This window comes from Trichlorobacter ammonificans, from assembly GCF_933509905.1.
Classification (GTDB): Bacteria; Desulfobacterota; Desulfuromonadia; order Geobacterales; family Pseudopelobacteraceae; genus Trichlorobacter; species Trichlorobacter ammonificans.
Window position 1 is genome coordinate 2,298,510 of the sequence record NZ_OW150024.1, and the last position, 26,217, is coordinate 2,324,726.

Below are 26,217 nucleotides of genomic sequence, written 5' to 3' on the forward strand. Positions count from 1 at the left end.
GATGACTGACCAGATAAACTGGAGGTCAAGGAACGAGCGCCCCACGCTCCACCTTGACCTCCTTTTTTTGTTTCACGACACAGGGAGCTGAACATGTCAGACAAGAACAAGCTTTCCATCATCGCCATGAGCGGTGATTTCGATAAAACCATTGCCGTATTCACCCTGGCTTCCGGCGCTGCCGCAGTCAACTACGAGGTGAACATCTTCTTCACCTTTTGGGGATTGAACAGCATCAAGAAAGAGACCGGCCGCCACTTTCTCGGCCAGGGGGTCATGGCCCGTTTCTTCAACTTCCTGCTGGGAGGAAGAAAAAACCTGCCGCTCAGCCGTCTCAACTTCGGAGGAGTAAGCCCGCTGCTGATGACCGGCATGATGCGGGACAAGAATGTAGCCACCCTGGAGGAGCTGTTTGAGGCGTCCAAGGCGCTGGGGGTCAACTTCTACGCCTGCGAGATGGCCATGCACGTGCTGGGACTTACCAAAGACGATTTCATACCGGAGGTGAAGGACGTGCTGGGTGTCGCTTCCTTCCTGGAACTTTCGAAAGGAGGTCAGACACTGTTCATATGACCACATTCAATCTGGATATCACCGGGGAACGCTGCCCCATGACCTTTGTCAAGGCCAAGCTGCTCCTGGAAAAACTGGCGCCGGGCGATACCGCCGAGATCCTGCTGAAAAGCGGCGAACCGCTGGACAACGTGCCCCGTACCGCCACCGAGCAGGGGTACGTCGTGGTGGAGACACTGCACGTCCGTGACGACATTCACAAGGTTATCATCAGAAAGCCGTAATACCGACCATTTACCACTTCAAAGGAGAACGATCCATGGCCGACAACCTCATTCAACGCAGTGTCACCACCTCGGTGGCCAGGAACCTGGCCAATACCACCAAGACCCCGCCCCAGCTGGCCTCCATCACGCCGCGCCACCTGCTCAGCCTGCTGCCGTGGGTCCACGTGGAGGGGGGCACCTACCGGGTGAACCGCACCAAGGTGGAACTGCCACGGGCCGAGCGGGTGGAATTCACCCTGGTTGACGGCGTGGCCGGCTTCCAGCCCCTGGCCCTGCGCAGCATCCCCCTCTTTGCCAAGCTGTCCGATGCCATTCTGAAAAAGATCGCCGACAGCTTCAAAACCGAGACCGTGACCCTGGGGAACACCCTGGTGGCGGAAGGGAAAGACCGCAACAAGTTCTTCGTCATCGCACAAGGACAGGTGGAAGTCTTAAGCAAGGGAGTCCACGGCAGCGACCTGCGGATCGCGCTTTTAACCGAAGGTGAATATTTCGGCGAGGCGGACCTGGTGTCGGACAAACCGTCCGAGGTGACCATCCGCACCATCAATCCCTGCGTGCTGTTGACCCTTTCCCGCACCGACCTGGACGGGCTGCTGAACGACACGCCGGTGCTGAAGCAGGAGTTCACCAAGGCGGTGGAGGAACACCTGGAACTGCTGGCCACAGTGAACAAGTACGGCGAACGCAACATTGACCTGGTGTCCGGCCTGGCGGAAAACGTGATTATCCCCGAGACCTTCGTGGACTACTCCGAATCCCCCCGCGAGTATTCCCTGTCCGCGGTGCAGACCGTGGTGCGGGTCCACACCCGGGTCTCGGACCTGTACAACAACCCCTACAACCAGCTGGAAGAACAGTTGCGGCTGACCATCGAGGGGATCAAGGAACGCCAGGAGTGGGAGCTGATCAACAACAAGAGCTTCGGCCTGTTGCACTCGGTGCACCCTTCCCACCGGATCAGCGCCCGGTACGGCGCCCCCACCCCGGACGATCTGGACGAACTGCTGGCCCTGGTTTGGAAAAAGCCCAGCTTCTTCCTGGCCCACCCCAAGGCCATTGCCGCCTTCGAGCGGGAGTGCACCTGGCGCGGCGTCCCGCCCAACACCACCACGGTGTTCGGCACCCCGGTGATCCTCTGGCGCGGCGTGCCGCTGATCCCCACGGACAAGCTGGAGGTAAAGAGCCGCTACGCCTTCAACCAGTGGCTGGGTACCACCAACATCCTGCTGCTCAGGGTGGGCGAGGAGGAACAAGGGGTGGTGGGCCTGCACCAGCAGGGGATTCCGGGGGAAATCTCCCCCAGCCTGTCGGCCCGGCTGATGGGGCTGGACAACCTGGGGGTGGCTTCGTACCTGTTGTCCCTCTACTTCTCCGCCGCCGTGCTGACCGACGACGCCATCGGCGTGCTGGAGAACGTGGAGGTGGGCTACTACCACCATTATGAACACAGCGTTCCGGTGGCATATAACTCCGGTGCCGGGATATAGCCGGTTATTGAAAAACAGCCATCTCGCCGCCGTCCTCGACAGCCCGCTTGTGCGGCGTAGCGTTGCTACGCCTCCGCGGGGTTGTCTGCGGGTGCGACGATCTGACTATTTTTGAACAACCTCATTTTATACCCGAGTAAGGGGATATCTCATGTCAGACATTACTCCTGACCTGGTGGCACAGGTTGCCACCAGGCTCTATAACGAAATCCCCGGCTCACAGCCGCTTGTTGCCACGATTCCCGATTCCGGCGACAGTGCCCGTGAACTGCTGGCGCGGGCACAGCAGGAGCGCCCCTCGCCCCCTGCTGTTCGCAGCGGTCTCGACACCCTTTCCGGCAGCGACACCGGCCTTGAGCTGGTCTCCCGGGCCTTTGAGGCCATTCGATCCTCCTCCGGGCCGGTCAGCGCCGTAACCTCGGCTACAGCCGCCGCTGTTCCGCCGGAGGCGCTTCCCCTGTCCCACCACGCCGACAGCCTGGTGCACCAGCAGACCTATCGCAGCGCCGCCGACAGCCATGGCGACCTGAAAGGATTTGTCAGAAACATCCAGTCCTGCCGGCACGACCTGTGGCACGGCAACGGCAGCCACGGTTCGTTTGCCGACCCCTTCGCCCATCTGCTGGCCGCCAGCCTGCCCAAACAGAGCAAGCTGGCCGGCGTCCCGTCCTTCAATGTGGCCGCCATCCGCCGGGATTTTCCGATCCTGCAGCAGAAGGTGCACGGCCTGCCGCTGGTCTGGTTCGACAACGCCGCCACCACCCAGAAACCGCGCCAGGTCATCGATGGCCTGAAGCGGTTCTACGAGGAGGACAACTCCAATATCCACCGGGGCGCCCACACCCTGGCGGCCCGGGCCACCGACGCCTTCGAGGGAGCCCGCGACAAGATTCGCGACTACCTGAACGCCGGCTCCAGCGAGGAGATCGTCTTCGTGCGGGGCACCACCGAGGGGATCAACCTGGTGGCCCATACCTACGGCCAGCGGTTCCTCCAGCCGGGGGACGAGATCCTGCTGTCGGAACTGGAGCACCATGCCAACATCGTTCCCTGGCAGCTCGTGGCCAGGGAGCGGGGGGCACTGCTCAAGGTGATACCGGTGAACGATCGGGGGGAGATCAAACTGGAGGAGTACCGGCGCCTGCTCACACCCCGCACCCGGATCGTGGGGCTGGCCCATGCCAACAACAGTCTCGGTACCGTGCTGCCCATCGCCGAGATGACCCACCTGGCCAAGCGCAACGGCTCCCACGTGCTGATCGACGGCGCCCAGTCGGTTGCCCATCTGCCGGTGGATGTGCAGGCACTGGGGGTGGATTTCTTCGTCTTCTCCGGCCACAAGATCTTCGGCCCCACCGGCATCGGCGCGGTCTACATCCGCCGGGAGCTGCTGGAGGAACTGCCCCCCTGGCAGGGGGGCGGCAACATGATCAAGGATGTCACCTTCGAGGAAACCAGCTACAGCGAACCGCCGGCCAGATTCGAGGCCGGAACCCCCAACGTGGCCGATGCCTACGGCCTGGGGCTGGCCCTGGACTATGTCACCCGCATCGGCCTGGGAAACATCGCGGCCCACGAACACCGGCTGCTCGAATACGCCACAGAGAAGCTGCTCGGCGTGAACGGCCTGACCCTGGTGGGCACGGCCCGGGACAAGGTGGCGGTCACCTCCTTTGTGCTGAAGGATACACCGGTGCCGGAGGTGGGAAAATATCTCGATCAACAAGGCATCGCGGTCAGAGCCGGGCACCACTGCGCCCAGCCGTCCTTGCGGCGGTTCGGGCTGGAGGCCACCGTGCGTCCCTCGTATTCGTTCTACAACACCTTCGAGGAGATCGACCGCTTGGTGGCGGCCTTGAAACAGTTTCGCTGAGGGAGGCTCCCATGAGCGTATCGTCACTTTTCAAGTCGGATACCGACCTGCTGCACGGCTCGCGGCACCGCACCACTCCCGTCACGCGGGAAAAGCCCGACCCGGTCTGGACCAGACTGCGCCAGGATGTCTTCGTCACCGCCAAGTCGGAGCCGATACTGGCCGGTTACCTGCACGACACCGTGCTCAAGCACGAGACCCTGGAGGGCTCCATCTCCTATTTCCTGGCCGGTAAGCTGGCCTCCCCCTACCTGACCGCCACCTCGATCCGGGACATCTTCTACGAAGCGCTCACGGCCGACGGCAGCATCCGGGAGGCGATCCGCCGCGACCTTTCCGCCGTGGTGGAACGGGACCCGGCGGCCCGTAGCCTGGCGCTGCCGTTTTTGAATTTCAAGGGCTTCCAGGCGCTCCAGTCCTACCGGGTGGCTCACTGGCTCTGGCACCAGGAGCGCAAGTCCCTGGCCCTGTACCTGCAAAGCCGCATATCCGAAGCCTTTGATGTCGACATCCACCCGGCGGCCCGCATCGGCAAGGGAATTCTGATCGACCACGGCACCAGCGTGGTGATCGGCGAAACCGCCGTCGTGGGGGATGACGTCTCCATGCTGCACGAGGTAACCCTGGGGGGCACCGGCAAGGAGTCGGGGGACCGCCATCCCAAGGTGGGCAACGGTGTGCTGCTCGGCGCCGGCGCCAAGATTCTGGGGAACATCAAAATCGGTGACGGCTCCAAAATTGCCGCCGGCAGCGTGGTGCTGAACGAGGTGCCGCCCCACTCCACCGTGGCCGGCATACCGGCACGGGTGGTGGGCAAACCGAAATCCGCTGAACCTGGCCGCCAGATGGATCAGTATGTGGAGTTCGATTATTGTATCTGACGCAGGACACGCCGACAGGTGCAAGGAGTGCTCATGAAGAACCCATAACGGCGAGGTACGGCAATGAAGATGCACGATTCCCGCAGCTCAAACCACCACCGGCCACCGCTTCCCCGCAACTGGAAAACGGTGATGCAGTCACGGACGATCACCATCAGGAAGCGGACCGAACTGGAGCTGCTCACCGCACTGGAAGCGGCGGAACAGGCGCTGCGCCACAAAATGGATTTTTTCACCACTATCGTTCATGAAATCAGGAACCCGTTAAACGGCATCCTGCCGCTGATCGAAATGCTGCGCTCCGGCCAGTACGAGAGCGACCGCGAGCAGTTCCTGGAATACATGGAAAACTCGGCACGGATGATCCAGGCCCTTTTGAACGAATTACTGGACCTCTCCCGTATCGAGGCGGGCAGGCTCGACCTGTACCAGTCCGCCTTTTCACCGGCACAGGTGGTGAAGGAGGCCATCGGCACCCAGGCGGGCAGCCTGCTGGCCAAGGGGCTCACCCTGGCCACCGAGATCGCCCCCTCGGTTCCGGCCTGGCTGGAGGGAGACCCGTTCCGCCTGAAGCAGGTGCTGGTTAATCTGCTGGGTAATGCCATCAAGTTCACCGACCGCGGTACCATAACGGTTTTCGTGGCGGTCCAGCAGGAGCAGCCGGGGCACGTCACCCTGCACTTCAGCATCCGGGACACCGGCATCGGCATTCCCCCTGACGTGCTTGATCGCCTCTTCCGGACATTTGCCCAGGGAGACGCCGCCGTGGCCCGGACATTCGGCGGCAGCGGCCTGGGGCTGGCCATCTGCCGCAAACTGGCCGAACTGATGGGGGGCAGGGTCTGGGCGGAAAGCAGCCCCGGCCAGGGAAGCACCTTCCACCTGCTGTTGCCGTTTTACCAGGTTGTACCTGAGGAATACTCCATCTGAACTGCAGTTTCCTCATGCGCCGTAAAACCTGACTGCACTATTTCGGGCAGCAACGGGAAGCACTTTGCGGCAACGCCAATTTCCCGTATGGTATACCGGCAACGGCACCAGCAAACACCGGAACCAGGGAGACGGATACCATGCCTACCACGACATCATCGGATTACCATGACGGAAACAAAGCGGGCGGACGCTGGCTGCGGGCTCTCCTGCTGCTGGCCGCCCTGACGGGTCTGGCGGTCTCGATCTTTATCGTCATTGAGGAGTTCTGCCTGGTAAAGGCGTGCCGGGATACGGCTGCCTTCAGTTTTTTCGGGCTGAACATGGGGATCCTCGGCATCCTCTATTTCTGCGCAGTTACCGCCTTGTTGCTGCTGCGTAGCCGCTGGAGCCGGCTCGATCAGCTGCTGACCGCTGCGGTCTTTAGCGGTGTTGGCGGAGAGATCCGCCTGATCTGGATACAAAAGTACGTCATCGGCAGCTGGTGTCCCCTCTGCGTCACCGTCGGCATCTCCCTGGGAACGGTTGCCGCACTGCTGATCGCCGAACGACTGCTGAGCACCCCCGCCACAGACGGCAGACCGGGGTTTTCCGTCCGTTGGCTGTTCATGGTTCTTGCCCTGCTGGCAATCGGCCTGGCCGTTGCCACCGCCGGGGTACGGGAATTTACCTATTCGTAATCATGTGAAGGAGAAGCGGCATGACCGTCACCATTAACGGCAAGACAGCCTCCCTGCCCGACAATCCGCAGCGCACCGTGGAATCCCTGCTGGAAGAGCTGGATGTTTCCCAGCGCCTGTATGTCACCGTGGAGTTGAACGGCGACATTCTGGAGCGGGACGCATTTACCGCTACCCCGGTGGCCGATGGTGACGTGATTGAATTTCTCTACTTCATGGGAGGTGGAGCCCCATGACCGACGAGCAGATCGAGCGGTACTCACGCCATATCATCCTGAAGGAGGTGGGGGGCACGGGGCAGCGCAAGCTGCTTGACGGCCGGGTGCTGATCATCGGCGCCGGTGGCCTGGGGGCCCCCATCGCCCTCTACCTGGCGGCGGCAGGGGTCGGCACCATCGGCATTGCCGATGCCGACGACGTTGACCTCTCCAACCTGCAACGCCAGGTGATCCATTTCACCCCCGACATCGGCACCCCCAAGGTGGAGTCGGCCCGCCGGAAGATGCAGGCCATCAACCCCGACGTCACGGTCGTCACCTACAAGGAATGGATCAGTGCCGCCAACATCGCCGCCATTATTGCGGAGTACGATTTCGTCATCGACGGCACGGACAATTTTGCCGCCAAGTTTCTGATCAACGACGCCTGTGTACTGGCCGGAAAACCGTACTCCCACGGCGGCATTTTGCAATTCGACGGCCAGACCATCACCGTACAACCGGGTGAATCTGCCTGCTACCGCTGCATCTTCCCTGAACCGCCGCCAAAGGACGCCATCCCCACCTGCTCCCGGGCCGGGGTGATCGGGGTCCTGCCCGGCGTCGTCGGTACCATCCAGGCCACCGAGGCGATCAAGTTCCTGCTGGGCACGGGGGAATTGCTCACCAACCGGCTGCTGACCTACAGCGCCCTGCGGATGAAATTTCGCGAAGTGCCCCTGAAACGTTCGCCCACCTGCCCGGTCTGCGGCGACCACCCGGTCATCACCGAACTGCGGGACGAACTGGACGCCCTGACCGTCTGCGACCTGGAGACCCGCTGACCATGCTGCGCATCCCGGCCGTGATCCACGACGAACTGATCAGCCGCGCCCGCGAGGGGGCTCCTCTGGAGGTCTGCGGCATTCTGGGCGGAAGCGATGCCACGGTGTCGCTCCACTACCCGATGACCAATACCGATGCCAGCAACGAGCATTTCACGATGGACCCGAAGGAGCAGTTTGCGGTGGTCAAGGACCTGCGCGCCAAGGGGCAGACCATGCTGGCCATCTACCACTCCCACCCGGAAACCCCTGCCCGCCCCTCGGAAGAGGATATCCGGCTGGCCCTGACCCCGGATGTCTCCTACGTGATCATCTCCCTTGCCGATGCCGGGACTCCGGATCTGAAGTCGTTCCGCATCACCGCCGGAATCGTGCAGCCCGAGCCGATCAACATAATTAAATATCAATTCGATAGATATTATAAAATTAATTCTTGACAAATACGCTTTGGCTCCGCTAGTGTCGCTAACACTTGCTGCGAAATAAACCGGAAAGGAGCCATTGCGTGAGCACCACCATAGACTTGCGCGGCGTCAGTTGTCCCACCAATTTCGTCAGAGCCAAGCTGGCCCTGGAAGACCTGCCGGGGCACGAAGCGGAGGTACTGCTGCTGGATGACGGGGAAGCGGTCAGGAACGTTCCCCTCAGCCTCGAAGCTGAAGGGCACCGCCTGATCGGCCTGAAGCAAAGCAACGAGGGACACTATATTCTGGAGCTGAAAAAAGCCGGCCACTGACGTCCATATTTTTTTCACCACTAAATCTACCATAACTACAGACAAAGGAGAAAAACTGATGTTCAAAAAACGCGTAACAACCGCCATCGCCACTCTGGCCCTGAGCCTGCTCACCGCAACAGCAGCCCTGGCCGCCAACATCAACCTGCTGAACGTTTCCTACGACCCAACCCGGGAACTGTACGCCGACTTCAACACCGCTTTTGCCGCGTACTGGAAGCAGAAAACCGGCGATACCGTCACCATCAAGCAGTCCCACGGCGGCTCCGGCAAGCAGGCCCGCTCGGTCATCGACGGCCTGGAAGCCGATGTGGTCACCCTGGCCCTGGCCTACGACATCGATGCCATTGCCGAAAAAGGGTTGATCAAGCCGGGCTGGCAGAAGGAGCTGCCCCATAACAGTGCCCCCTACACCTCCACCATCGTCTTCCTGGTGCGCAAGGGGAACCCCAAGAAGATCAAGAACTGGGACGATCTGATCAAACCGGGGGTCGCGGTAATCACCCCCAACCCCAAGACGTCCGGCGGCGCCCGCTGGAACTACCTGGCAGCCTGGGCCTTTGCCCTGCATCAGCCCGGCGGCACCGAAGCCAAGGCCAGGGAGTTCGTGAGCAGGCTGTTCAAGAACGTGCCGGTGCTTGACTCCGGCGCGCGCGGCTCCACCAACACCTTTGTCCAGCGCGGCCTGGGCGATGTGCTGCTGGCTTGGGAAAACGAGGCGTTCCTGGCCATCAACGAGTTGGGACCGGACAAGTTTGAAATCGTCACCCCCTCCGAGAGCATCCTGGCCGAGCCGCCGGTGACCGTGATCGACAGGGTGGCGGACAAACGGGGTACGCGGAACGTGGCCGAAGCATATCTGAACTATCTCTACAGCGACGAGGGGCAGAAAATCGCCGCCAAGCACTACTACCGTCCCATCAGCAAGAAGGTCCCCACCAAACTGGCCAAAGTGAAGCTGTACACCATCGACCAAGCCTTCGGCGGCTGGCAAAAGGCCCAGAAAGTCCATTTCAGCGACGGCGGCACGTTTGACCAAATCTACGCTGCAAGGAAATAACCGCCTGACGGGGCGGCTCCGGTCGCTCCGTCTACACCTTCACCTGACAGCAGGGTAAAAACGGCATAAAAAAAAGGGGACAGCATAACGCTATCCCCTTGATTTCTTTGGCGGGCGGTATTGGATTCGAACCAACGACCTTTGGCTTCGGAGGCCAACACTCTATCCAACTGAGCTAACCGCCCGTGAACGGTAACTATCGCATACAATCATCCGACAACTCAAGCAAAAAATCTGTTCATTCCGTCCCTGCTTTGCTACTATCCGGGAAATCATGAGGACAATCGGACTGACAGGGGGTATCGCCACCGGCAAGAGCACGGTGGCGGAACTGCTGGCCCAACGGGGCGCTGTAGTGATCGACGCCGACCAGCTGTCCCGCGACGCGGTGGCGCCGGGCACTCCCCTGTTGCAGCGGATCGCTGCGTTGTTCGGCGCTGACGCGCTGCAGGCCGACGGTTCCCTGGACCGTCAGGCGGTGCGGGAGCTGATCTTCAGAGACCCGGAGCGGCGCAAACAGCTGGAGGCGCTGCTGCATCCGGCCATCCGGGAGTTGTCCCTGCGCCGGCTGGAGGAGGCCCGCCAGAGCGGGGCAGCAGTGGCGGTCTACATGGCACCGTTGCTGATCGAGGCCGGCGCCGCGGATCGGGTGGATGAAATCTGGGTGGTGACGGTCCGGCCCGAGGTGCAGCTGGAACGCCTGATGACACGGGACGGCTGTGACCGGCAGCAGGCGGAGCGGATCGTGGCGGCGCAGATGCCGCTGGCGGAAAAGGAAAAGTACGGGGTCGTGGTGATCGACAACAGCGGTAGTCCCGAAGAAACGGCCCGGCAGGTGGAGGAGGCATGGCAGCGGAGGATCGGCCCATGACGGAACAACGCAAGATTATCCGCCGTACTCCGGCCACACCGCCACCGGCGCGGCAGCAGCTCCGGCTGTTCGCCACCGTCCCCCTGGGGGCAGAAGAGCTGACCGCAACGGAGCTGACCGGACTGGGAGCCGCCGATGTCGCGCCGGTACGGGGCGGCGTCGCGTTCAACGGCGACCGCGCCCTGCTTTACCGCAGCCTGCTGCAGGTGCGCACCGCCAGCCGGATACTTGTTCATTTGGGGAACTTTCCCTGCACATCGCCGCAGGAACTGTACGACGGCGTCCGGTCGCTCCCCTGGAACGAACTGCTCACCCCGGCCATGACCCTGGCGGTGGATTGTACCCTGCGGGATTCCACCATAACCCATTCCCACTTCGCTGCCCTCAAGGCCAAGGATGCCATCGTGGACCTGCTGCGGGAACAGTGCGGCAGCCGTCCCAGCATCGACACGAAAAATCCCGACCTTCGGGTCAATCTTCATATTGCCAAAAACCAGGCCACGGTGTCGCTGGACGCCTGCGGCGAGCCGCTGGACCGGCGGGGGTGGCGCCTGGACCGCAACGCCGCTCCCCTGCGGGAAACCCTGGCGGCAGCCATCATGCTGCACACCGGCTGGGATGGCACGGTACCGCTCCTGGACCCGATGTGCGGTTCCGGCACCCTGTTGCTGGAAGGGGCGGCCATCGCCCTGCGACAGCCGGCCGGTGCGGGACGGGAGTTCGGCCTGATGCGCTGGCGCGATTTCGACCAGCGGCTCTGGGAAGAAGTGCTGCGGCAGGAGCAGGCCGTTGCCGGCGAGTCCCTGGCGGTGCCGGTGCTGGGCTACGACCGCGACCCGAAGGCGATCATCGCCTGCCGCGAGAACGCCCGCCGGGCCGGGTTGTCCTACCAGGTCGCCTTTGACCGCAAGCCGTTCGAGGAGGCCGAACCCTGCGGCCACCAGGGAGTGCTGGTCATGAATCCCCCCTACGGTGTGCGGATGGGAGAGCGGGCCGAGCTGGAGGCACTCTACCGTAAGATCGGCGAGGTCTTCAAGCGCCGCTTCAGCGGCTGGACCGCCTATCTGCTGGCCGGCGACCTGGAACTGGCCAGACTGGTGGGGCTGAAGCCGTCCCGCCGCTTTGTGCTGTTCAACGGTCCCCTGGAGTGCCGCCTGCTCAAGTACGAACTATATTGATTCCTCGCTGAGGCCGTAGCGTTTCATCTTGCGCCAGAGGGTGGTCTTGTTGATCCCCAGCAGCGCGGCCGCCTCCAGTTTTCTTCCCCCGCAGCTCCGCAGCACCCTGACGATATGCTCCCGTTCCGCCGCGTCCATGCTGACCGGCGGTTCCTCCCGGGGACCGGCCTGTTGACGGCTGCCGCCCACCAGCAGGCTGGCCGGGGTCAACTCGCAGCCGGTTTCCAGAATCATGGCCCGCTCGATGATGTTCTCCAGTTCGCGCACGTTGCCGGGATAGTCGTACTGCTGCAGGTAACGCAGTCCCTCCGGCGCAATGCCGCGGATACGGGGATTGATCTCCCGGTGACCGGCCAGAAAATGCCCGGCCAGCAGCTCGATATCCTCGGGCCGCTCCCTGAGCGGCGGCACCTGCAGGGTGACCACACTCAGGCGGTAGAACAGGTCGCTGCGAAAAGTGCCGTTGCGGGCCTCTTCCTCCAGGTCCTGGTTGGTGGCGGCGATGATCCGGCTGTCCACCGCCACCGGCAGTCCGCCCCCCACCCGCTGCACTGCCCGCTCCTGCAGCACCCGCAGCAGCCTGACCTGAAAGGCGTTGCCGGTGGTGCCGATCTCGTCCAGAAACAGGGTGCCGCGGCTGGCCAGCTCGAAATACCCGATCCGCCGGCTATGGGCGCCGGTAAAGGCCCCCTTTTCGTGACCAAACAGCTCGCTCTCCAGCAGCCCCTCGGCCAAGGCACCGCAGTTCACCGGTACAAACGGCTGTTCGCGACGGGGAGACCACTGGTGGATCGCCCGGGCCACCACCTCCTTGCCCACCCCGGTTTCCCCCTGGATCAGCACCGTACTGTCGGTACGGGCCGCCCGCCGGGCCAGTTCCAGTACCTGCTGCATGCGGTGATTGCGGGTCAGCGGCAGGTGCCGCGACTGTTCCCGTTCCCGCTCGCTGCGGTAGAGCGAGACCTCCTCCTCCAGGCGCCGCTCCCTCAGGGCGCGGTTGATCCTGAGCAGTACGTCGTCCGGATCGAACGGCTTGGCGATGAAGTCGTAGGCCCCCTGCTTGACCGCTGCCACGGCGCTCTCCAGGGTTGAGTGACCGGTAATGATGAAGACCAGTACCCGGGGATCCAGCGCCTTGACCTGCTCCAGCAGCTCCAGCCCCCCCATGCGTGGCATCTTCAGGTCGGTCAGGATGATGTCGGCGCCATGCCGGCGGAAATGCTCCAGCGCATCCGCGCCGTTGGCAAAACGATGCAGGTGAAAATCCGGTCCCAGCATCCGCGCCAGAATCCGGCAGGCCAGCGGATCGTCGTCAACCACCAGTACCGTCGTCATTCGTTCGTCTCCCTCCCCGTACCCCACGGCACCACGACGCGGAACTCGCTTCCCGCTCCGGGCCGGGACTGCACCTCGATCCTGCCCCCCATCCCCTGTACCATGCCATAGCTGACCGACAGCCCCAGGCCGGTCCCCTGCCCCACTTCCTTGGTGGTGAAAAAGGGATCGAATATCCGGTCGAGCTGATCGTCCGGGATGCCGCAGCCGGTGTCGCGGAATGTTATCGTCAGTTCCTCCGGTGCCGGGACGAGCCCGATGGCGACGTTCCCCCCCGGCGATGCGTCGATGGCGTTGAGCAGGATGTTGACGAACACCTGGCGCAGTTGGTCGGCATCCACGAACAGCGGGGGCAGGGACGGCTGCGGTTCGAACCGCAGCGTCACCTGCTGCTGCTCGGCGCGCAGGCGCACCAGTGCCAGCGCCTCCCGTACCAGTTCCGCCGGATCGTGATCGGCCGGTCGCCCCGCAGAGCGCCGGGCAAAGCTGAGCAGGCCGCCGATGATGCCGCTGCACTTGGCCGCCTGGTCGGCAATGTCGTCCAGATCAGCCGTGAGAGCACCGGGATCGCAGCCCCCCCGGGCAAGCTCCTTGCGGGACAGCAGGGCCAGGGCCTTGATGTTCCCCAGCGGTGTGTTCAGCTCGTGGGCGAGACCGGCGGCCATTTCCCCCACCGATGCCAGTTTTTCGGTGGTGCGGATCTGCTCCTCCACCCGCATCCGCTCCTCGGCCTGCTGCTGGATGGCGTCGGCCATCCGGTTGATCTCACCGGCCAGGAAACCGACCTCATCGGTGCTGGTGCTGTCGATCCGTTCCTCCGGCCGCCCCCCCATGCGCCGGATACCCTCCACCACCGCCTGCAGCGGCCTGGTCAGGGAGCGGGCGAAGACCACCGAGGCCAGCGCCACCACCAGCACCACCACCGCCGCCCAGAGGGCCGTCAACCTGCCGATGGTGGCCATCGGCTCCAGAAAGAAATCGCGGCGGGCATTGACCACCACCACCCAGCCCCGGTCCGGCCGGTTGTACGGCGAGTAGTAGGCATGGGCCAGGATATCGCGGCTGCGGGGGTCCCGGGCAATACCGTGGTCGCTGGTCAGCCAGGCGTCGGTGATTTCGCGGGGATAGTCGTCGAAGATGGTACGGCGGCTGCCGGTCTGATTGCCGAACTGGCAGGCGGCATCGCGATGAAAGAGGTAGATGCCGTTACGCGCGGAATCGGCACTGGTGCGCTCCACCAGGAAGGCGCTCCCCTCCTGCTCGGCGATCACCCGGTTGATCAGGCGGCCGGCCTGTTCGCCCCAGACGTTGATCACCAGCACCCCCACCGTTGTCCCTTCGAGCTTAAGCGGCGTGGCAAAACGGACCATGGCGGGGCAGAAGCTCTCCTCCTCGTCCACCTTGCCCCGCTCCAGGTTCGACACCAGGATGCCGTCCGGGGGAAGCGTGAGAGCGGAACGGAAGAAGTCGCGGCCGCCGACGTAATGCACCGCAGGCAACTGGTACGGAGGGCGGGGCGCTCCGGCGGCCCGGTTCGGCATCCCCTCCTTGACCTTGACCAGCACGTTGCCGGCCGGATCGATCAGGCGGATCGCCTGCAGGGTCGGATCGAGCCGCTGCCAGCCCAGGAAGGCTTGTTCCAGGCGGGGCAGGGTTGCGGCGATTCCCCGCCGGTCGCCGTCGGCAACGGCACGACGGTAGGCGGACAGCTCCGGCGAGGCGGCCATGGTGCGCAGGGTGGTTCGGGACCGCTCCACCAGTTCGGCCAGCTCCAACGCGGAGCGGTCGGCCAGGGCACGCACCCGGCGACTGGCGTTTTCCTGCAGGATATGGGCGGTGCTGGCGATGATCAGCACCGAAAAGGCAAGCAGGGAGGGAACCGCCACTCCCAGCAGCGTGATCAGGGTCTTGCGGCGGATGCCGAAACGTTGCATGAAACTCTCCTTTGCATTTTGCACCGCACCGACATCCAAAACGGCGCCACAGCGGTGCAATCTGCAACCAACCCCACCATACCCTGCTCCCACACACAAGTCAACCAGCTAATATAACTGAAAAATAAATTATGGCACCCTTTGTGAAATAATGCTGCCTATCAAACGTTACGCTGCAGAGGAGGGGCACCATGAAAATGTTATGGCTGGCTGTCGCAGGACTGCTGGTGACCGCTTCGGCCTGGGGGTTTGACGCAGCCTCCGGGTGCGTCAACTGTCACGGCAACCGAAAACAGATGAAGGAGCTGGGGGCCGAGGCGATGTACCTCGATCCGGCCCAGGTGGACCGCGAGGTGGGAATGCAGGGAAAACCGACCTGCACGGACTGTCATCTGGGCAATCCCGCAGCGGCCGACAAGACCGCGGCCCACACGGGGATGCTGGCGCCGTTCCTGGTGGCGGCCGGCAAGAACCACAAGGGACAGGCCGTCTCCCGCGAGGCTGCCGGAGCCCTGCAACCGCTGGTACCCAAGGGAAACGGGATGGCCAGCATGATCCCCAAGGGAGACCCCAAAAAGCTGGACGCAGCCGGCATCAAGCGGATCATCGGCATCCAGTGGCATGACCGCGACCCCGAGACCATGGCCTACGCCCCCAAGGTTGCGCAGCAGACCTGCGGCAAGTGTCACGCCAAGCAGGTCACGGATTACAACAGCTCCGCCAAGGGCCTGACCAAGAACCAGCGTGCCTTCCGCGACTGGTCCGATAAGCAGCCCGGTCCCCAGAACTGCGGCATGTGGCCCGGCCAGAACGAAGAAGGAATTCGCAACCGGACCTCCATCCCCTACACCAAGGCGATGAACGGCGCCATGGAGCGCTCCTGCAACATGTGCCACGCTTCCTGCAACGACTGCCACTTCAAACCGGTGGCAAACAAAGGGACCCACTCCTTCGGCAAACCGGACACCCCCAGCTGTTACGGCAGCGGCCGGGCCAGCATCTGTCATGCCGGCCCCATGGACCGCCGGCGCGGTGCCGGCTACGTGCGGGGCGAGTACGCCTTCCCCAGCACCCTGCCCAAGGGAGCCCACGTCACAGCCGGCCTGGAATGCCTGGACTGTCACAAGCCGGCCAACCACCAGTTCGGCCACTTGGCCGCCGACGATGCCCGGAAATCCTGCGCAAACTGTCACGGACAGATCGTGAAGGCGGTACAGGGCTCACCCCACGGCACGGTGGATTGCGCCTCCTGCCATGTCACCGTCTCCGGCGCCTACCAGTACACCTTCTGGGGACAGGGACACTACTACGGGGTGGAGACCCCCTACGGCAAACATAAGGAGTACTACGGCACCCGCGACCTGCCGACCATCATCAAAAACGCCGCCGGCCGCTACATCCCGGTCAAGCCCTATCCCATGGCGGTGCTGAACCAGACCAGGGAGCTGGGTCCCACCGGCCTGCTGTTCCGGGCCATTCCCCAGAAGACCGTGCCGGGTAATCCCCGCATCGGCGAGCCCCTCACCTTCGAGGTGGCCCGTGCCGCCACCGATGTCAACGACGCCTACATCGTGGTGGGCACCCGCAACGACCTGCCCGGCGGCAACAAGGCGATCCTCTGGATTCAGATGGACAAGCTGAGCCACGCCATGGGCACGCCCCGCAGCTGCGGCAGTTGCCACGACAGCAAGGCCCAGGTGGGCAAATCCGAGTGGAGCTTCTTCGAGGATCGCGACGTAACCAAGCCGTTCAAGGGGAGTTACACCGTAACAGCCGACAAAAACGGCATCCGCTTCAGCGACGTGGTCTGGGAACAGCCTTCCCTGGCCCCCAACCGCAAGCTGCAGGATGTGGCCCCCTTTGCGGTGCTGCCCACCACCGCCTGGGATGTGAAGGGGATTGACTTCACGCTGCCCTACAGCAAGAAAAAGACCGATGCCGCCCGCCGGGATCTGGACCGTTTCCTGGCCGAACTGGACAAGCGCCCGAAGGATTCGCGTACGGCCGAGATACGGGCGGTGGCCTACCATAACCTGGCCATGGCCAGGAAGATGCTGAAAACCGGCAACTAGCTCCCGTCACACAGCAGACGTAGTGCAACGGGCCATCCCTCCGGGGGTGGCCCGTTGCGCTGCCGTTGAACGTAGTCCCCGCTGTTCCCTCCCCCCTGCACCGTCACAAACGCTATTGACATGGTGAAAACAAGAGCATAACAGGTACAGCCATGATTCCGCGCCTCTCACTGTTTTCCGGCTCACGCCTGTCGGGCTGGCTCTACCTGATCCCGGTGCTGGTGCTGTCCGTGTCGCTCCTGATCACCTGGGTGGCCTGGCACAGCAACCGCACGGCCCGCCAGGAGGAGGTGCGCACCGGTTTCGACTATCAGGCGCGCGAAGTCTTCAGCAGCATCGCGCAGCGCATGGATGCCTACGAGCAGGTGCTGCGCGGCGTCCAGGGACTGTTTGCCGTATCGGAAACGGTCACGCCCGACGAATTCCGCACCTACGTCAGAATGCTGCGGCTGAACGAAAACTATCCCGGTATCCAGGGAGTCGGCTACTCCCCCCTCATTCATGGTGCCAGCAGGGAACGGCAGCTCGCGGCCATCAGCCGGCAGGGCTATGCCGAATTCCCGATGCTTCCCACCGGCACCAGAAGCGAATATGCACCGATTATCGCCCTCGAACCGTTGACCGGCAGCAACCGTCGCGCCCTCGGCTTCGACCTGCTGTCGGAACCGGTCCGGCGGAAAGCGCTGCAGCGCGCCCGCGACCTGGGGGTGGCGGCGATCACCGCAAAGCTGCGTCTGCTGCAGGAGAACGGCCCCAAGCAACAGGCGGGCTGCATCATGTACCTGCCGGTCTATCGCCACGGCGTGGTGGCGGACAGTCTCGACGCACGGCGCCGGAACCTGGTGGGCTGGGTGTCCGCCCCCTTCCGGATGGACGACCTGATGAACGGCATTCTGGGGGAGCGGAGCCGGCAGTTTGACATCGAAATCTTCGACGGCACCACCATCCTCCCGGAAGCCATGATGTATGACGATGACACCCTCTTTCACGCCGACGGCACGGTGCCGACACGTTTCCAGGCGGTGCGCCGCATGGAGATTGCGGGACACATCTGGACCGTGGTGATCAGTTCCCGCGATCAGTTCCTGTCGTCGGAGAACGGTCGCGGCGCCCATACCATAGCCGTGGCCGGCATCGCCGTCAGTCTGCTGCTGACGCTGATCACCTGGCTGCTGGTGGCCGGGCACCTGCGGGCGCGCCGGGAAAGCCATGCCGCCCAGATCACGGCCCAGGCCCTCAAGGAAGCGGAACAGTTGGCGCTGCTGGGCCACTTCGACTACGACCCGCGCAGCAACAGCACCTACTGGTCGGAGGGGCTGGAGCGGATCTGGGGATTTTCTCCGGGGGCACGCCCGCGCCGGTTCGAGGAGTTTCTGGCAACCGTGCATCCCGACGACCTGCAGATCATTCTTGATTCCGATGCCGACAAAACCTGGCGCGAGACCAGCTCGGAATTCAGGATCATCCGCAGCGACGGGGAGATACGCCACGTCTACTCCCGCGGCTACCGCGAGTTCGACCGGGAGGGTACCATTACCCGCGTCTTCGGCATCGACCAGGACATTACCGAGCGCAAGCAGGCCGAGGAACGGATCGTCCGCTCGCGCAACTACTACCTGCAGCTGCTGGAATATTTTCCCGCCATGGTCTGGCGTGCCGGCACCGACGGCGGCTGCGACTACTTCAATCGGACCTGGCTCGCCTTTACCGGCCGCTCCTTCGAACAGGAACGGGGCGACGGCTGGACCGCCGGTGTGCATCCCGACGACCTTGCCGGCTGCCTGGCGGTTTACCACGAGGCATTCCTGAAACGCGAATCCTTTGCCATGGAGTACCGCCTGCGTCGCCACGACGGCAGCTACCAGTGGATCAGCGATCACGGCCGCCCCTTTTATACCGAAGAGGGCACGTTTGCCGGCTACCTGGGAAGCTGCTACAACATCAACGCCCAGAAAACCGCCGAACTGGCGCTGAAGCAGGCCCACGAACAGCTTGAGCAGCGTATTGCGGAGCGCACCTCCGCACTCTCCCGGGCCAACAGCCAGCTGCGCCAGGAAATCACGGAACGCATGCGGATCGAGGATGAGTTGCGGTCAAGCCGCGCCCTGCTGGACAAGTCCCAGCAACAGGCGCGCCTGGGGTGCTGGAGCTGGGACGCCCGCACCAACCGTATCACCTGGTCCGACGAGCTGTTCCGGCTGTTCGGTATCCCACCCCGGAAACCGGCGCCCAGCTACGGCGATTATGCCGCCATGCTCACCCCGGAAAGCTACCGGCGTTTCGATCATGCCGTGGCCCATGCCCTGGCCACCGGCGACGACAGCGTGCTGACCATGGATATCGGGATCATCCGTGCCGACGGCAGCCAGCGGCAGTGCCTGGGCCACGGCGAGGTGGTGCGCAACGAGTACGGGGTCATCACCCACATAAACGGCACCCTGCAGGACATCACCGAACGCAGGGAACTGGAACAGCAACTCTTCGAGGCCCGCAAGCTGGAATCGATCGGCCAGCTGGTCGCCGGGGTGGCCCATGAGGTCAGGAATCCCTTGAATGCCATTCTTTCCGTCACCGAAGCACTGTTCAGGGAAAAATCCATCGAGGACAATCCGGAGTTCGAACCCTATCTCCATCATATCCGCAGCCAGGTTACCCGGCTGGCCCACCTGATGAACGATCTGCTGGATCTGGGCAAGCCGATCCCGGCCGACAACCTGCAACCGCTGCCGCTGCTTGAGCTGTGCCGGGATGCCGCGCTCCTCTGGCCCGGCTCCTGCGGGCACCCCGAACGCTCCGTCAGCCTGGACGTCAAAACCAACCGGGAGCTGTTCATCCGTGCCGACGCCATCAAGCTGCAGCAGGCGTTGTTCAACCTGCTGGACAACGCCGCCCAGAACAGCCCGCAGGGGTCGGGAATCGTGCTTTCCCTGGCGCCGGTGGAGACCGACCGCTTCGTCAGTATCTGCATCAGCGATCGCGGCCAGGGTATTCCCGACGACCAGCTTGAACGGGTCTTCCAGCCGTTTTACTCGAACCGGCGGGGGGGAACCGGCCTGGGGCTGGCCCTGGTCAAGCACTATGTCGAACACATGGCGGGAACGGTCACCATCAGGAACAACGGCGACAGCCCCGGCTGTACCGTGGAAATACGCATTCCCCTCGTGACCACGGAGGACGAGCGATGAAGAACCGGATTCTGCTGATCGAGGACGAGGCGGCCACCCGCTTCGGCTTGGTACGCTACTTTGCCAGAGAAGGGTATGAGGTGGTTGAGGCGGAGGATCTGACCGTGGCGGCCCGGTTGTTTGCGTCCGAGCGGTTCGATGCCGTGCTGCTGGATATCAACCTTCCCGACGGCAACGGCCTCAATTTCATCGATACTATCCGCGAACACGACCAGGCGATCCCGATCATCGTCATCACCGGCACCGGCGACATCCCGGTGGCCGTCGAATCGATGCAGCGGGGGGCGGACAATTTCCTGGTCAAACCGGTGGACAACGCCGGTCTGGCCATTTTCCTGCGCAAGACCCTGGAAATCGGCTCCCTGAAGCGCCGTCAGGCCGCCCATCAGCGGCTGGAGCGTCACAAGGAACCGTTTTGGAGCGTGCACCATGCCATGCAGGTGGTACGGGAACATGCCCAGATTGCCGCCGACAGCGAGAGTCCGGTGCTGATCACCGGTGAAACCGGTACCGGCAAGGGAGTGCTGGCCCGCTGGATTCACCGCAACAGCCGCAGGGGACAGGACGAGTTCGTGGAGGTGAACTGTTCCGGCCTGCGCGGCGAGTTGCTGGCCCGGGAGATTTTTGGCAACGTGCGCGGCGCCTTCACCTCTGCCGATCAGGACCGCAAGGGATTGCTGGATATCGCCGACCACGGCACCCTGTTCCTTGACGAGATCGGCGATATGGGACTGGAGGTGCAGGCACCCTTTCTCAAGGTTCTGGAGGAAAAGCAGTACCGCCGCCTGGGGGACATCAAGCTGATCAAAAGCGATTTCCGGCTGATCTCAGCCACCAACCGCGATATCGCCGGCATGGTGCAGAACAGCCAGTTCAGACAGGATCTGCTGTATCGCATCAACCTGCTGACCATCCATCTCCCCCCCCTGCGGGAACGAAAAAGCGATATCCCGATCATTGCCCGTGCCTTGCTGAAAAACCTCAACCAGCCCGAACTGCCCCTGCCCGACGGCATCCTCTCCCTGCTGACCGGCTACGACTGGCCCGGCAACATCCGCGAGTTGAAGAATGTTCTGGAACGGGCACTGCTCCTGGCCCGGGGAGGAGAACTCCGCGCGGAACACTTTGCCGGGCTCGGCACCCCCCCGCCGCCGGCGCCCAGTTCGGTCCGCGAGGTCGAGGCTGCGCACATCCTCTCCGTCCTGGCAGAATCGGGCGGCAACGTTGATCTGGCCGCCTCCCGGCTCAGTATCTCCCGGGCCACCCTCTATCGCCGCATCAAGCAGTTGCGGGGGACCTGACCCGTCCCCCTCCCCTGCCGGAGCGCGCGCCGGGCACCGGGCCGAACAAACAAACCCAACAAGACTCATTTGATACTTTTCCAAGCAGCCGCCAGCCCGGGCACCACCACCGGAAAAACACAATAATTTCAAAGCACTGCCAGACACGAACGCCACCCCCCTCCTCCGGCTGCCGTGATTTCGGGCATGGCGTTCTCAGCAGCCGTCTCAATTTGAGACCACCCCGCACACCACGACACCATAACACACTGTTTTCAAAAGGCTTTACTCCATTCTCCCGTTTGGCATGCTCCTTGATACGCCCTCTTCCGGCCAGGGATGGTGCTGGCATCTACGTGCGGAAAGGATCGGCATGCCCCTCGACAGACTCCTGACAGCCGTCACGTCATGGCTTGGCGTTCTCATCCTGTTCGTGACGGCAGCCGCTCCGGCAGCCGCAACCGAGGTCAGGATCGGCGTTTTGGCCAACAACGGACGTGCGGCAGCGGTACAGGCCTGGCAACCGCATGCAGACTATCTGGAGCGTGCTCTGCCGGGATACCAGTTCCGGATCGTCCCCCTCGACTTCACCGGACTCTATCCAGCGGTCAAGAAGGGGGTCGTCGATTTCGTGGTCGTCAACACCGGCCAGTACGTGGAACTGGAAGCGGAGGCCGGCATCACCCGAATCGTCACCCTGAAGAAGCTGGGGCCGGAAGGGGCCCAGACCGTTTTCGGCGGGGTCCTCTTTACCCGGGCCGAACGTGACGATATCGAGGGTTTGCGCGACCTGCGCGGCAAGCGTATCTGGATTCCGGACATCACCTCCTTCGGCGGCTGGCTGATGCAACTGCGGGAAATCCTCGCCGCCGGGGTCAGCCAGACCAGCTTTGCGGAGCTGCATGCCACCGGTAACCACGAAGCCGTGGTGCAGGCGGTGCTGGAACGGCACGCCGATATCGGCTCGGTTCGTACCGGCACCCTGGAGGAGATGGCTGCGGCGGGCCTCCTGGATCTGTCGAGCCTTAAAATCATCAACAAGCGCCAGACCCCCGGTTTTCCACTGATTCACAGCACGCGGCTCTACCCGGAATGGTCATTTTCCAAGCTGCGTCACACCGATTCCCGCTTGGCGGAACGGCTTGCCGTGGCGCTGCTGCAGCTCCCCGCCGCCCACCCCGCCGCCCGGACCGCCCAGATCACCGGCTGGACCATTGCCGCCGACTACACCAACGCCCATGAACTGTACCGCGAGTTGCAACTGGGACCGTACCAGGGACTGAACCGTTTCAGCCTCTTCGACGCGGTGAAGCGCTACTGGTATCTGGCAGTGCTCACCCTGGTGTTCATGGCCCTGCTGGTGGCAACCGTCATCAGGGTCATCCGGGGAAATCGCTGCCTGGCGGTGACGCTGCAGGAGCTGGAGCAGCAGCGCAGCATGGCGCAGCAAGCCCTGGAGGACTTGAACGAACGCAGCGACCAGCTGGAACGGACCAACGAGGAACTCCGCTCCAGCAACGAGCGGCTGGTGGCGATCAATTTCGAGCGCAGCCAGCTCCTGACCGCACTGCAGAAAAGCGAGGACCAGCTGCGGCTGCTGCTGGATTCCACCGCCGAGGCGATCTACGGCACCGACTTAAACGGTACCTGCACGTTCTGCAACACCACGTGCCTGACCCTGCTGGGCTATGAAAAGCCGGAAGAGCTGATCGGCAAAAATATCCACCAGAAAATTCATTACCGCCGCAAGGACGGCTCCCCCTATCCCGAGCACGAATGCACCATTTTCAAGGCGTTCATGCGGGGAGAGGGGCTGCATGTCGAGGAGGAGGTGTTCTGGCGCTCGGACGGCAGCAGCGTGACGGTGGAGTTCTGGTCCTACCCCCAGTACCGCAACGGGGTCATCGTGGGAACCGTCGCCACCTTCATGGATATCTCCCCCCGCATCGAAGCCCAGAAGAAACTGGTCATGCTCTCCAAGGCCATCGAAAACAGCCCGGCAGCGGTGGTGGTGACCGATTATTTCGGCACTATCGAGTACGTTAACCCGAAATTCACCGAAATCACCGGCTACCTTCCCGAGGAGGCCATCGGCCAGAATCCCCGCATTCTCAATGCCGGCGTCCAGTCACGAGAGTTCTATGCCGAACTCTGGGACACCATCAACAGCGGCCGGGAATGGCGGGGAGAGTTCTGCAACCGCAAGAAAACCGGAGAAATTCACTGGGAGTCGGCCTCCATCTCCCCCATCCGCAACGAACTGGGACAGATTTCGCACTACGTGGCGGTAAAAGAGGATATCACCGAGCGGAAACTGATCGCCGAAGAGCTGCACCGCGCCAAGGAGGCGGCCGAGGCGGGCAACCGTTCAAAATCCGAGTTTCTGGCCAACATGAGCCACGAAATCCGTACACCGCTGAACGCCATCCTCGGTTTTTCCGACCTGGCGCTGGAAACCGAGCTGAATCCGGAGCAGCGCGACTACCTGACCCGGGTCAACTTCGCCGGCACCTCGCTGCTGCGGATCATCAACGATATCCTTGACCTGTCCAAGATCGAGGCCGGCCAGCTCGAACTGGAACAGATCGGCTTCGGTCCCGCGGAACTGTTGCAAAACACCCTGGCGCTGTTCAGGGAGCAGGCCGAGGTGAAGGGGATATTCCTGAAGCTCGATCTCGACCCGACGCTGCCCCAGCGCCTGCAGGGGGACCCGCTGCGCCTCGGCCAGATTCTGACCAACCTGATCGGCAATGCGGTCAAGTTTACGGAGCAAGGGGGAGTTGAAGTACGGCTGAGCCTGCTGCTGCACCAGCCCGAACGGGTGGAGTTGCAGTTCGAGATCAGCGACAGCGGCATAGGACTTACCCCCGAAAGCCTGACAGGCCTTTTTCAACCCTTTACCCAGGCGGATAACTCCATTACCCGAAAATTCGGCGGCACCGGCCTGGGACTTTCCATCTGCAAGCGCCTGGTGGATCTGATGGGGGGGAGCATCTGGGCCGAAAGCCGCCTGGGCGAAGGCAGTTCCTTCTTTTTCACCCTCCCCTTTGCCTGCGCCGCCGCTGCCGTCATGCCGACGGTTCCCCGTGCTGCCCGTGACGACGACGCTGCCGACGGCGGGACCGAGGACCACCTGCAGGGGCTGCGCATCCTGCTGGCCGAGGACAACGAGGTCAACTGCCTGCTGATCACGGAACTGCTCCGCCGGCGCGGCATCGAAGTTGAGGTGGTCACCGACGGCGCCCAAGCCGTTTCCCGGCTGCTGCAAACCTCCGCAACCTATGACCTGGTGCTCATGGACATCCAGATGCCGGTGCTGGACGGCCTTGAGGCGACCCGCAGAATCCGCCGCGACCCACGCTTTGCGGAGCTGCCGATCATTGCCGTCACGGCCCACGCCTACCAGGAGGAACAGGATCGCTGCCGGGAAGCCGGTATGAACGCCCACATCGTCAAACCGGTCAATGCCCAGATCATGTTCAGCACCATCGAACAGTGGCTGCAGCCGTCCGGAAGGCCCGCCCGCCATGCGGTCGCACTGCCGGTGGACGAGGGGCGGCTCCACGAGATCGTCCGCCGTCTGTACCGCTACATCAGGGAGCAGGATGGTCAGGCAGCCTATTTCCTTCAGGAGTGCCGTCACGAACTCGCCGTCCTCTCCGAGCAGACCGTGGCCTCGCTGGAGGGGTTGCTCTCCTCCTATGACTATGATGCCGCCCTGGAGGTTCTGCCGGAAATCGCCGGGATGATGGCACTCGACATCCATAACGACGGCTCCGGGGAAGCGGCGTCATGAGCGAGAGCAGCAGCCGCTACACCATCCTGATCGTGGACGACACGCCGGAGAATATCGCACTGCTCAATGCGGCACTACGGGACGAGTTCAGCATCAAGGTGGCCACCCGCGGCAGAAAGGCCATTGAAATCGCCCGTTCCCTGCCGGTGGATATCATCCTGCTGGATGTGATGATGCCGGAAATGGACGGCTTCGAAACCTGCCGCCGGCTGAAGGCGGACCCGATGACCCGACGGATACCGGTCATTTTCGTCACCGCCCGCGGCGATGTTGAGGACGAATCAGTGGGGTTTGCCTGCGGCGGGGTCGATTACATCACCAAACCGCTCCGCTATCCGGTGGTCCGCTCCCGGATCAAGACCCACCTGGCGCTCTACGATCAGGAACGCCGTCTTGAAGCACTGGTGCGGGAGCGAACGAGAGAGCTGGCCGAGACCCGGATGGACATCCTGCAGCGGCTGGGACGGGCGGCTGAATACCGGGACAACGAAACCGGCCGCCATGTCATCAGGATCAGCCACTACTGCCACCTGCTGGCCATCGCGTACGGCCTGCCGGAGGAGGAGGCGGACCTGCTCCGTTCCGCCTCCACCATGCACGACATCGGCAAGATCGGCATCCCCGACCGGGTATTGCTGAAACAGGGGCGGCTGGATGCCGAAGAACGGGCCATCATCCAGCAGCACTGCGTTATCGGCCATGAAATCATCGGGGACCATTCGTCGAAACTGCTGCAGACGGCGGCGCTGGTCGCTCTTACCCACCACGAACGCTGGGACGGCACCGGCTACCCCAACGGCCTGAACGGTGAGGATATCCCGCTCTTCAGCAGGATACTGGCCCTGGCCGACGTGTTCGACGCCCTGACCAGCAGGCGCCCCTACAAGGAGCCCTGGTCCGTTGCCGAAGCGGTTGCCGAGATCACGGCCTGCAGCGGCAGCCATTTCGACCCCGCCGTGGTCAGGGTTTTTCTGGAGTGTCACGCAGCCTTTGAAGAGATTCTTCGTACCTACGCCGATCCGACCCCGCCGCCGGAGCCGGCTACCGACGCCTGAAGCGACTATTACCCCCAGG

Annotated in this window: 21 protein-coding genes and 1 tRNA gene; 19 read left to right on the forward strand and 3 right to left on the reverse strand. The window is 63.1% G+C overall.

Annotation, left to right across the window (positions count from 1 at the left end; all coding sequences use genetic code 11):
- Window positions 1-93 precede the first annotated feature (93 nt).
- From RAK07_RS10440 to RAK07_RS10495, 12 genes are all read left to right on the forward strand, one after another.
- Window positions 94-573 (forward strand): DsrE/DsrF/DrsH-like family protein, encoded by a 480-nt coding sequence (locus RAK07_RS10440; protein WP_305732771.1) that lies wholly within the window; start codon window positions 94-96, stop codon window positions 571-573.
- Entirely contained in the window at window positions 570-797 is a 228-nt protein-coding gene (locus RAK07_RS10445; RefSeq protein WP_305732772.1) for a sulfurtransferase TusA family protein, read from the forward strand. Before RAK07_RS10440 ends, RAK07_RS10445 begins: the two co-directional genes overlap by 4 nt.
- Window positions 798-832: 35 nt before the next feature.
- Window positions 833-2,290 carry a family 2B encapsulin nanocompartment shell protein gene (locus tag RAK07_RS10450; RefSeq protein WP_305732773.1) on the forward strand — a complete coding sequence of 486 codons (1,458 nt, stop codon included), beginning with the start codon at window positions 833-835 and terminating at the stop codon, window positions 2,288-2,290.
- Window positions 2,291-2,441: 151 nt separating this feature from the next.
- Window positions 2,442-4,163: a cysteine desulfurase gene (locus tag RAK07_RS10455; RefSeq protein ID WP_305732774.1), complete on the forward strand. Its 1,722-nt coding sequence runs from the start codon at window positions 2,442-2,444 to the stop codon at window positions 4,161-4,163.
- 11 nt (window positions 4,164-4,174) lie between these two features.
- Window positions 4,175-5,044 (forward strand): serine O-acetyltransferase, encoded by an 870-nt coding sequence (gene cysE, locus RAK07_RS10460; protein WP_305732775.1) that lies wholly within the window; start codon window positions 4,175-4,177, stop codon window positions 5,042-5,044.
- A gap of 63 nt (window positions 5,045-5,107) precedes the next feature.
- Window positions 5,108-5,974 carry a sensor histidine kinase gene (locus RAK07_RS10465; RefSeq protein ID WP_305732776.1) on the forward strand — a complete coding sequence of 289 codons (867 nt, stop codon included), beginning with the start codon at window positions 5,108-5,110 and terminating at the stop codon, window positions 5,972-5,974.
- Window positions 5,975-6,114: 140 nt separating this feature from the next.
- Complete coding sequence (locus RAK07_RS10470; protein WP_305732777.1) at window positions 6,115-6,654, forward strand: vitamin K epoxide reductase family protein; 540 nt, start codon at window positions 6,115-6,117, stop codon at window positions 6,652-6,654.
- Window positions 6,655-6,674: 20 nt separating this feature from the next.
- A complete protein-coding gene (thiS, locus tag RAK07_RS10475; RefSeq protein WP_305732778.1) occupies window positions 6,675-6,890 on the forward strand; it encodes a sulfur carrier protein ThiS in 216 nt (71 codons plus the stop codon).
- Window positions 6,887-7,696 carry a HesA/MoeB/ThiF family protein gene (locus RAK07_RS10480; protein ID WP_305732779.1) on the forward strand — a complete coding sequence of 270 codons (810 nt, stop codon included), beginning with the start codon at window positions 6,887-6,889 and terminating at the stop codon, window positions 7,694-7,696. The genes thiS and RAK07_RS10480 overlap by 4 nt, the downstream gene beginning before the upstream one ends.
- A 2-nt stretch (window positions 7,697-7,698) precedes the next feature.
- Entirely contained in the window at window positions 7,699-8,133 is a 435-nt protein-coding gene (locus tag RAK07_RS10485; RefSeq protein ID WP_305732780.1) for a M67 family metallopeptidase, read from the forward strand.
- A gap of 68 nt (window positions 8,134-8,201) precedes the next feature.
- Window positions 8,202-8,432 carry a sulfurtransferase TusA family protein gene (locus RAK07_RS10490; RefSeq protein ID WP_305732781.1) on the forward strand — a complete coding sequence of 77 codons (231 nt, stop codon included), beginning with the start codon at window positions 8,202-8,204 and terminating at the stop codon, window positions 8,430-8,432.
- 58 nt (window positions 8,433-8,490) lie between these two features.
- Window positions 8,491-9,492, forward strand: coding sequence for a sulfate ABC transporter substrate-binding protein (locus RAK07_RS10495; RefSeq protein WP_305732782.1), 1,002 nt, complete (start codon window positions 8,491-8,493; stop codon window positions 9,490-9,492).
- A gap of 108 nt (window positions 9,493-9,600) precedes the next feature.
- Here RAK07_RS10495 and RAK07_RS10500 read toward each other — a convergent pair.
- A tRNA-Arg gene (locus RAK07_RS10500) sits at window positions 9,601-9,677 on the reverse strand.
- Between the two features lie 89 nt (window positions 9,678-9,766).
- On the opposite strand from RAK07_RS10500, the gene coaE reads away from it, so the two are divergent.
- Window positions 9,767-10,363 carry a dephospho-CoA kinase gene (gene coaE, locus RAK07_RS10505; RefSeq protein ID WP_305732783.1) on the forward strand — a complete coding sequence of 199 codons (597 nt, stop codon included), beginning with the start codon at window positions 9,767-9,769 and terminating at the stop codon, window positions 10,361-10,363.
- On the forward strand, window positions 10,360-11,541 hold the full coding sequence (locus RAK07_RS10510) for a THUMP domain-containing class I SAM-dependent RNA methyltransferase (RefSeq protein ID WP_305732784.1): 1,182 nt from the start codon (window positions 10,360-10,362) through the stop codon (window positions 11,539-11,541). The genes coaE and RAK07_RS10510 overlap by 4 nt, the downstream gene beginning before the upstream one ends.
- Here RAK07_RS10510 and RAK07_RS10515 read toward each other — a convergent pair.
- Together RAK07_RS10515 and RAK07_RS10520 are read right to left on the reverse strand one after the other, a co-directional pair.
- Complete coding sequence (locus tag RAK07_RS10515; protein ID WP_305732785.1) at window positions 11,533-12,876, reverse strand: sigma-54-dependent transcriptional regulator; 1,344 nt, start codon at window positions 12,874-12,876, stop codon at window positions 11,533-11,535. The two genes, RAK07_RS10510 and RAK07_RS10515, sit on opposite strands and share 9 nt — an antisense overlap.
- Window positions 12,873-14,810 carry a sensor histidine kinase gene (locus RAK07_RS10520; protein ID WP_305732786.1) on the reverse strand — a complete coding sequence of 646 codons (1,938 nt, stop codon included), beginning with the start codon at window positions 14,808-14,810 and terminating at the stop codon, window positions 12,873-12,875. The genes RAK07_RS10515 and RAK07_RS10520 overlap by 4 nt, the downstream gene beginning before the upstream one ends.
- A gap of 191 nt (window positions 14,811-15,001) precedes the next feature.
- Here RAK07_RS10520 and RAK07_RS10525 point away from each other — a divergent pair, with 191 nt between their 5' ends.
- The 5 genes from RAK07_RS10525 (at window position 15,002) to RAK07_RS10545 (ending at window position 26,198) form a co-directional block, all read left to right on the forward strand.
- The gene (locus tag RAK07_RS10525) at window positions 15,002-16,882 is read left to right on the forward strand and encodes a cytochrome c3 family protein (RefSeq protein WP_305732787.1); all 1,881 of its coding nucleotides are present in this window, start codon (window positions 15,002-15,004) and stop codon (window positions 16,880-16,882) included.
- A 152-nt stretch (window positions 16,883-17,034) separates the two neighbouring features.
- Entirely contained in the window at window positions 17,035-20,067 is a 3,033-nt protein-coding gene (locus RAK07_RS10530; RefSeq protein WP_305732788.1) for a CHASE domain-containing protein, read from the forward strand.
- Window positions 20,064-21,368, forward strand: coding sequence for a sigma-54-dependent transcriptional regulator (locus RAK07_RS10535; RefSeq protein WP_305732789.1), 1,305 nt, complete (start codon window positions 20,064-20,066; stop codon window positions 21,366-21,368). The genes RAK07_RS10530 and RAK07_RS10535 overlap by 4 nt, the downstream gene beginning before the upstream one ends.
- 352 nt (window positions 21,369-21,720) lie before the next feature.
- The gene (locus RAK07_RS10540; protein WP_305732790.1) at window positions 21,721-25,143 is read left to right on the forward strand and encodes a PhnD/SsuA/transferrin family substrate-binding protein; all 3,423 of its coding nucleotides are present in this window, start codon (window positions 21,721-21,723) and stop codon (window positions 25,141-25,143) included.
- Entirely contained in the window at window positions 25,140-26,198 is a 1,059-nt protein-coding gene (locus tag RAK07_RS10545) for an HD-GYP domain-containing protein (protein WP_305732791.1), read from the forward strand. Before RAK07_RS10540 ends, RAK07_RS10545 begins: the two co-directional genes overlap by 4 nt.
- The last annotated feature ends 19 nt before the right edge of the window (window positions 26,199-26,217 follow it).